Source organism: Pseudomonas sp. (assembly GCF_049301935.1).
In the GTDB taxonomy this organism is placed as follows: domain Bacteria; phylum Pseudomonadota; class Gammaproteobacteria; order Pseudomonadales; family Pseudomonadaceae; genus Aquipseudomonas.
Map to the genome: position 1 here is coordinate 25,245 of NZ_JBAQLP010000140.1, position 8,476 is coordinate 33,720.

Here is an 8,476-nt window from a genome sequence, read left to right on the forward strand (position 1 = left end):
TACCGCAAGTAGCGCTTACCTAGCGAACTACTGAGCAGTGGCCGGTTTGTCAGCCTTGGCGACGGTTTTAGCGGTGGCTTTGCTGCTGGTTTTCGCAGTGGTTTTAGCGGCGGTCTTGCTGGTTTTTTCCGCCACCGGTGCGACTTGGGCGACAGCCACAGCCGTGGCAGGTGCAGCGGCTGGCTGGCTGTACTTGGAAATCAGCGCGTTGAGGGTGGCTTTGGAGGTCAGGAGGATTTCCACCCGGCGGTTGAGCGCACGGCCTTGCTGGCTGTCGTTGGCGGCGCGTGGCATATCCGAGCCCAAACCCTTGACCATCAGGCGGTTCTGCTTGAGGCCGCTCAAGCGAAAAATCGAGGTAAAGGCGCGGGCGCGCTGTTGGCTCAATTCACGGTTGGCATCCACCTCGCCACTGCTGTCGGCATGACCGAGGATCAGTACGCCGATGCTTTCATCACTTTCCAGCAGTTTGGCCATGCGACTCAGTGGGCCGAGGGTAGTCGGCAGCATCATATGTGGACGATCCGGGTTGAATGAACCCTGCACCGGCGCGGTGACCACCAGCAGGTTTTCCCGACGTTCAAACTCAAAATGGGTGCCTTTGATCGCTTCACGCACCTTCGGCTCGTACACATCCAACCAGGCCTGGGTCACTGCTGGCGGCGGCATGGGCACCGCTTTCGGCGCGGACTTTGCGGATTTGTCGAAAAGACTGCAACCGCTGATCAGTACACACAGAGCGATGACGAGAGTTTTATTGGCGAGCATCGGGGATCCACACGTGATAAGCAAAAATAAGCCGGTCAGTGGCCCGCTTAGATAGCAGGCCATGCCATGTTGCGCAGCAGTTTAGCCGAGCTGGCTACAAACAATCAGCCAATAGACGCGCAAGTTTTTGCGCACGGGGGTCCATCAAGACGAACGGTCCTAGGTTGTTGGTGACAAACCCGAAGGCCACATCCCGTTCCGGGTCGGCAAAACCAATGGAACCGCCAGCGCCAGGGTGACCAAAGGCCCGTGGTCCCATGCCATACGTGGCGTTGGCGACCTCGGGCTGATCGAGCATGCAGCCCAGGCCGAAGCGGGTACGGGTCAGCAGGGTCTTGTCCTCGCCCAGCGCATGCTCGCGAGTCAACTCAGCCAGCAATTCACTTTCCAGCAACTGACCATCCAGCAGACCACTGTAGAAGCCGGCCAGGCTGCGGGCATTGCCATGGCCATTCGCCGCTGGCTGCTGCATACGCCGCCACTCGGGCTTATTGGTACTGGTCATGATTGATGGCGGGTTGGTAAAGGCCCGTGTGCTCATGGCCGCAGGCTCACTCATCATGGTCTTGAGCAAGCGCTGGGCCGCCGCGTCGCCGAAGTTGCCCTTACCACGGGAGATGATCGCCACCCGATCGAACTCCTCGTCCGCCAGGCCGACATGGAAATCCAGCCCCAGGGGCTTAGCGGTACGCGCAACGATGGAGTCGCCTGGCCCGCGCCCTTCAACTCGGCGCAACACTTCACCGACCAGCCAGCCATAGGTAATCGGCGCATAGCCATGGCCTTCACCCAGAGCCCACCAGGGCTGCTCGGCGGCCAGCGCGGTGGTCATGGCCTGCCAGTCATATAAGGCTTCGGCCGGCAGCATCTGGCGCAGAGCAGGCAGCCCGGCCTGATGGCTGAGCAAATGACGCAGGGTGATCTTCTCCTTGCCGGCGGCAGCGAACTCCGGCCAGTAGCGCGCGACCGGCGCATCCAGTTCGAGCTTGCCCTCGCCCACCAGTTGCAATGCGGTGACCGCGGTAAAGGTCTTGGTACAGGAAAACAGGTTGAGGATGGTGTCGCTGTGCCAGGCCTGCTGGCCATCCTTGTCAGCCACCCCGGCCCACAGATCGACCACGGTTTCGCCGCCGATTTGTACGCAGAGCGCCATACCGCGCTCCTGCGGCTCCTCAAACAACGCCGCAAAGGCGTCTCTCAGCGCCTCGAACTTGAGGTCGAAATAACCCTGTATCTGCACCACCCTACCCCCTTCTCATTCTCGGCCAAATGCTTGGCAGATTGTTTCAGCTCTAACCCCTGCGGAGAACCCTGCGCAAGGCTGGCAAGCCTACTATCAGCCCGGCGAATAGCCCTTTACGGGGTCGCCGGCGCTGACGTAGTGAGCGGTTTGAGCAGGGTCTTCGGCACCTTCAGGTTGGCTTTGCGCACGGCTTTGACAAAGCCATCCCAAGGCCGGTCGGTGATGCCGACCAGGCCCAGGTGGCCGTTCTCGCCGTCCAGCAAACGTCCGGTAACCGGCTGATCGAGGTACTGGAACCAGTGCAGGCCAACGATCTGCGGCTCTTCCAGGGCCTTGGCCAGGAAGTGCGCATAGGCCGGGCCGCGCTCTTCTTCCTTATAAACTTCGGCAACCCCACCCCAGAACGGCCCACGGTCACGTGAACCGAAGTGGAACTCGGTGACCATCAGCGGCTTGTCCAGCTGACGCAGTACGGCAAAGTCATAAGCGTGCTGCGGCTCGCGGGTGTAGAAGTTGAAGCTCAGTACATCGCAGAAGTTCGCGCAGGCATTTACCGCCTCGGGGATGCTGCTGGCGAAACGACCACCCAGCAGCAGGTGATTGGGCGCGTGCCAGTCGAGCGAATCGGCAATGGTCTTGAAATAGGTCTCGGCATACAGGCGCAAGAATGCCTGCATATCCTTCTCGATGGCCGGGAATTCGGCAGTTGGCAGCGGCGCCTGGAAGCCTGGATCTTCCATCAGTTCCCAGGCTGGCAGCTCGATACCCCAGGCGCGGGACAGGCCATTGTGGTTACGGTACTTGTCGCGCAGCTGCTTGAGGAAGGCACGCTTGGCCGGCACATCGGTGGTCAAGCGCAGCGTGGCGTACGCCAAGGCGTAACGACCATAGGGATCATCCGCAGGACCAGCCCAGGCCAACTCGTTATCGGCGAAATAACCGAGCAGCCAGGGATTATCACGGTGATCGCGCGAGGCAATCGCCACGGCGCGCTCAGTGGCCATGGCAAAGCGCGGGTCGAACGGATCAGGCATCGCCCCCCACCAGTCAACGCCGGTACTGATGGTGGCGTAATCACCATGAATCGACAGGGCAATGCTGAACGGCATGCGGTTATCGCCACCAAAGGCCGGCTCGCTCCAGTTCCCCAGGGTATTGAAGCCCCAGGCCTGCAGACGGTCCTGGCTCAGCGCGCGCCAGGCTGCCGGGTCAACCTGGCCATAGCTGCGCTGCAGGTTGGCCTTGTAGAAATCGAACCAGCGCCCGCTGGCAAACGCCCGGCCCTGGTTGGCGCCGGTGTCGCTACGGCTATCCGACGTACCGAAATAGGCCGCCAGTGCCTCACCTGGTTGCGGCAAACCGGCAAACATTGCCTCACGCCCTTCAACATAGGTGGCGCTCTGCTGCGCGGTGACCGCATTGACGCCCAGCGAGTAGAACGGATGGCCCTCCGGCGTTACCAGAAACCAACGACCGTCGCGCTTCTCGGTACGAAAGAAGCCGCTTGCCGCAAACGGCTGCCCGCCGGTCCAGCCGGCATATTTATCCTGCGCTGGGCGCTCAGCCAGCCAGGTATGCAGTTGCTTCTGCTCCTGAGCCACGGCCTGCTGTAATTGCGCGTCAGACTTGACCTTGCCCGGCCAGTCAGCACGCGCGTACTGGCCGTAACTGTCGACGATAGCGGCATAGGCCGCCGCCGAGAGTTGCTCGTTACTCACGCCAAATTGGCTGATCAGGATATGTTGCGCGGCTTTCGGCTGCGGCATGGACAGGGTAACCGCGCTGACCTTGCTCAGGTCCAGCGCGCCGCTGACCGTATCCGCCAGCAACAGCCGCCGGCCCTTGTGCGTCCAGGGCATCGGCACGCCGGCACGCATGCCCTGAGCGCGGGGCGAAGTGGCCTGCAAGGGAATCAACAGGGTTTGCGCAGGGCCGGCCGGCAGGGCGATACGCGTGCTCAGGCGCTGGCCGTCAGTGCTCTCGATCAGCACATCCAGGGTCAGCGCCCAGTCCATGGCATTCTGCACGCGCAGGCTCATTTGGGTTTGCTGCGACCAGTCCCAGCTAGCACGTTGCGGGGTGAGCTTTAGGCTCGGTTGCTCGGCGGGATGGAAGGTTACCCGGCGCAGCACTTCGCCTTGCGGGGTCGGCTCGCCAATGCGCTTGGGCAGATCGGCATCCTGCGTCGTCACCTGCACGGCATCCATTGGCCGGACAAAGTTGAACAGCTCCTGCGGCTCTATCGCCTTGGCTGCAGCGCTAAAACCCGCGAGCGCTGATACCAGAACAGCCGTTTGCAGCCTGCGCTTAACCTTCACGAACCACACTCCCCCATTGTTTCAACCGCCTCGGGCAACACTGCCGGAGGCAAAATCCAAGCCCTGGGCTTACCAAGGCATTATCCATGCGCCACTTGGAGCCGATAAGGCTCAACGAGTTGCTTACCAGATGGACTGCTAGCTGATTTCCCGCCGAAACGGCGGCAAAGCATTGAGAATCGATTTGCCGTAGCGCTGGGTGACCACCCGCCGATCCAGCAGAGTAATAATGCCGCGATCCGCTTCGGTACGCAGCAATCGGCCGCAGGCCTGCACCAGACGCAAGGATGCATCGGGTACGGCGATTTCCATAAAGGGGTTGCCGCCGCGCGCCTCGATCCACTCGGCCAGGGCCGCTTCCACCGGATCGTCCGGCACGGCGAAGGGTATCTTGGCGATCACCACATGCTCGCAATAGGCACCGGGCAGATCGACGCCCTCGGCAAAACTGGCGAGACCAAACAGCACGCTTTCCTCACCGGAATCGACCCGCGCCTTGTGCTTGTTGAGGGTTTCCTGTTTGGACAGGTTGCCCTGGATAAATACCCGCTTGCGCCAGTCGCGCTCCAGGCCATCGAAGACCTCCTGCATCTGCTTACGCGAGGAAAACAGCACCAGGGTGCCGCGCGAGCCTTCCACCAGGCCGGGCAAGTCACGAATGATCGCTGCCGTATGCGCCAGCGCATCACGCGGATCGGCGTTCAGATTAGGCACCCGCAGCACACCGGCGTCGGCGTGATGGAACGGGCTCGGCACTACGGTGGTAACCGCCACTTTCGGCAAGCCGGCGCGCATGCGATAGCGATCAAAGGTGCCCAGCGCCGTCAGGGTCGCCGAGGTCACCAGGGCGCCATAAGCCACATTCCACAGGTTACGCCGCAGGGTTTCCGCCGCCAGGATCGGGCTGGCATTGACCTCGATATCGAACAGCGCACCGCTGTCGGCCAGGGTCAGCCAGCGCGCCATCGGCGGGCTTTCCTGCGGGTCTTCAGCGGTAAAGGCCAGCCACAGTTCCCAGTTGCCCTTGGCCCGCGCCAGCAGGCTACCGAACAGCGGGTACCATTCCTCGGCCTGGTGACTGGCAATGCCGACAGCGCCCTCGCCATCCATGGCTTCCTTGAGCTGCTCAGTCACGCCGGTGAACAGCTCGTTGAGTTTGCAAAAGCCCTTTTTCAGCTCCAGGCCCAGCTCAGTCAAGTGCTCCGGCACCACCCCGCCGACAAAGCGATGGCGCGGGCGCTCGCGGCCCTGCATATCCTCGCCCGGTTTGAAATCGGCGACCTGCTCACAGGCGGCGAACATAAACTGCTGCTGGGTTTTGATCTCCCGCGCCAGTTCCGGCACCTGCTCGATCAGCCGGCCGAGATCCCCCGGTAGTGGATTCTGCGCCAGCAGCTTGGTCAGATTCTTGTCGATCTGGGTCAGCCAATCGGCAGTTGAACGCAAGCGGGTGAAATGGGCGAAATGGCCGATGGCCTTGTCCGGCAGGTGATGACCTTCATCGAACACGTAGAGGGTGTCGCGCGGGTCCGGCAGCACCGCTCCGCCGCCCAGCGCGAGGTCGGCCAGGACCATGTCATGGTTGGTGACGATCACATCGACCTTGCCCATGCCCTCGCGCGCTTTATAGAAGGCGCACTGCTGAAAGTTCGGGCAATGGCGATTGGTGCACTGGCTGTGATCGGTGGTCAGCTGCGACCAGCGTGTGTCTTCCAGCTCTTCCGGCCAGCTGTCGCGGTCACCGTCCCATTTATTGCCGGCGAGTTTTTCGATCATTGCGGCGAACAGCTTCTGACTCTGCTCATCCACATCGATCTTGAAGCCTTCTTCCTCAAACAGCTGGGCGGTGGCGCTCTGCGCCTGGCCTTCCTGCAGCAGGATATCCAGCTTGGACAAACACAGATAACGACCGCGGCCTTTGGCCAGGGCGAAGCTGAAATTCAAGCCGCTGTTGCGCATCAGGTCCGGCAGGTCCTTGTGCACGATCTGCTCTTGCAGGGCTACGGTGGCCGTGGCGATCACCAAGCGCTTACCCGCCGCCTTGGCAGTGGGAATAGCCGCCAGGCTGTAGGCCACCGTCTTGCCCGTGCCGGTGCCGGCCTCAACCGCCACCACCGCAGGGTCGCCCAGGCGCCGGCCTTCGTCGTCCGTGTTGATCGCACCCAGCACCTTGGCGATTTCAGCAATCATCAGGCGCTGGCCATAACGCGGCTTGAGCGACTTGGCTTCGAGAAAACGGGAATAAGCGCCCTGGATCTGGGACTTGAGTTCGGTACTGAGCATGAGGTCTGGGTGCGAAAAGGCTGGATAAATTTTCAGTGTTTGTAATCGGCGGCTATCATAGCGCGCTAATCGACCCAGCGCTGAACCGCTTAACCAACAGGAGTGCCCGCATGACCCCCTACGCCTTCGTCTACAGCCTGCACCTGCTCGCCGCTCTGATCTGGGTGGGCGGCATGTTCTTCGCGTGGATGATCCTGCGCCCAGCAGCCGTTGCCGCCCTGGAAGCCCCGCCGCGCTTGAAACTCTGGCTGGAGGTCTTCCCGCGGTTTTTCTACTGGGTATGGGCTGCGGTGATTGTGCTGCCGGTAACCGGCGTGGGCCTGCTGCATCTGCGCTTTAGCGGCTTCGATACGGCGCCACGCTACGTGCACATCATGATGGGGCTGTATATCGCCATGCTGGCGTTGTTTCTACGGATTCAGGCACTGCAACTGCCTGAGCTGCGCCGCGCCGTGGCGGCAGAGGATTGGCCGAATGGCGGCGCCGTGCTTGGGCGCATTCGTCGGCTGGTCGGCATCAACCTGCTGCTGGGGTTGCTGGTGGTGGCAATCGCCGGCATCCGCCCCTCGCTCTAACCGCACTCAAGCAACCGCTGCCCGAGGACAGCGGTTAGCACCGCGCAACGGCTTAGAACTGCACAACATCCAGCGCGCCTGCCGGCCCTGGCTCACCGGCCCGCCCTGCCTGGCCAGGCTTACCGTCGCGCGCACCATCGGTGCTGTACAGCCAGCAGCCCTTGCTCACGCCGCCTTGGCCACCCGCACCAGGCGCGCCAGGCTGACCGCCGCTGCCGCCGTCCAGGCGCACCTGCAACTGTTCAACCGGAAAGCCCTGCGGGACTTCCAGGCGTACCTGCGCCCCGGCAGCACCCGGCTGGCCGTCACCACCATTCAAACCATCATGACCGCGGCTGGCTTCACCCCAGGTGCAACCACCTGGCTTGCCGTCGGCACCGGCAAGACCGGCATAACCGGGAGCGCCGCTACCGCCGCGGGCATCCAGTACTAGGTTTTCCAGGGTCACGGCTTGCATGCGCAGACTCAGATTACGCCCCGGCAGCGCCGGTTTTTCAGCACTGCCCCGGGCGCCGCGCGCGCTGATCTGTGCGCCACTGGCAATCTCGGCGACTTCCACTTCAAGACGCAGCACCTGATCACTGGGGGCAATCGCCAGGCGTGCGTCGCGGCCCAGGGTTAGCTGCGCCACGCGAATTTCGGTCAAACCGGGGGGAATCAACAAGGTACCGTGATCGGCAATCTGCAGACGGTCCAGCAGCAATACACTGGTATTGCTCGGCAGACGCATAACCGCGTGGGAATCGACTTCAATTACCGCCTGGGCCAATGCCAGTGGGCTGAACAGCGCAGCGAGGGCGAGCAGCTTAGGCATTTTCGGCCTCCATCTGCAGCGCTTGCTCAGGCTCGCCTACACCGGCTGCAGCCGCTTGCCCAGTTGGCAGCCCGAGCAACTGAAAAACGCCGAACAGCATGACTTGCACACGTTCTTGCGCCGGCTTGGAGCAAGCGGCGATGCGCCTGTCAAAAAACCACAGCTCAAGCGCATGAATCAGCAGAATAAAAGCCCCGGCAGCGTTCAACAGCAGCGCGAAAGGTTGTGCGAAAGGCTGCAGCAAATTGGCCAGTACAACGCCCCAGAACAATGCCGTCAGCACCTTACCCAACATCAGAAATGTCTTCATATCCGCCCCCGGCAGGTTTTTATTTCGCTGCACCTTATCTGCTTTGGGCGTGTGCGGCCAGAAGACCAGTAAAAACCATGAAGAGCGAATGCCTTCACAGCTTTTACTGGGTTGAAACTGCTTCTCGCTGGCAGGCCGTTGCGAACCTGGCAGATGGGTTCGCAA

The 8,476-nt window shown here is 61.9% G+C and carries 7 protein-coding genes; 1 reads left to right on the plus strand and 6 read right to left on the minus strand.

The features are described from left to right. Positions 1-27 precede the first annotated feature (27 nt). The 4 genes from WA145_RS18315 to dinG form a co-directional block, all read right to left on the minus strand. Entirely contained in the window at positions 28-669 is a 642-nt protein-coding gene (locus tag WA145_RS18315; protein ID WP_422582937.1) for an OmpA family protein, read from the minus strand. Positions 670-862: 193 nt separating this feature from the next. Next, the gene (locus WA145_RS18320; protein WP_422582938.1) at positions 863-2,008 is read right to left on the minus strand and encodes a serine hydrolase domain-containing protein; all 1,146 of its coding nucleotides are present in this window, start codon (positions 2,006-2,008) and stop codon (positions 863-865) included. 116 nt (positions 2,009-2,124) lie between these two features. Continuing rightward, positions 2,125-4,203, minus strand: coding sequence for a beta-agarase (locus WA145_RS18325; RefSeq protein ID WP_422582939.1), 2,079 nt, complete (start codon positions 4,201-4,203; stop codon positions 2,125-2,127). A gap of 264 nt (positions 4,204-4,467) precedes the next feature. Next, positions 4,468-6,612 carry an ATP-dependent DNA helicase DinG gene (gene dinG, locus WA145_RS18330; RefSeq protein WP_422582940.1) on the minus strand — a complete coding sequence of 715 codons (2,145 nt, stop codon included), beginning with the start codon at positions 6,610-6,612 and terminating at the stop codon, positions 4,468-4,470. A 110-nt stretch (positions 6,613-6,722) separates the two neighbouring features. Between dinG and WA145_RS18335 the strand changes: the two genes are divergently transcribed. Then, positions 6,723-7,187, plus strand: a complete 465-nt coding sequence (locus WA145_RS18335; protein ID WP_422582941.1) for a CopD family protein — start codon at positions 6,723-6,725, stop codon at positions 7,185-7,187. A gap of 52 nt (positions 7,188-7,239) precedes the next feature. On the opposite strand, the gene WA145_RS18340 is transcribed toward WA145_RS18335, so the two are convergent. After that, a complete protein-coding gene (locus WA145_RS18340) occupies positions 7,240-8,001 on the minus strand; it encodes a collagen-like protein (RefSeq protein WP_422582942.1) in 762 nt (253 codons plus the stop codon). Continuing rightward, on the minus strand, positions 7,994-8,476 hold a 483-nt coding region (locus tag WA145_RS18345; RefSeq protein WP_422582943.1), incomplete at its 5' end, for a DUF1145 domain-containing protein. The genes WA145_RS18340 and WA145_RS18345, both read right to left, overlap by 8 nt.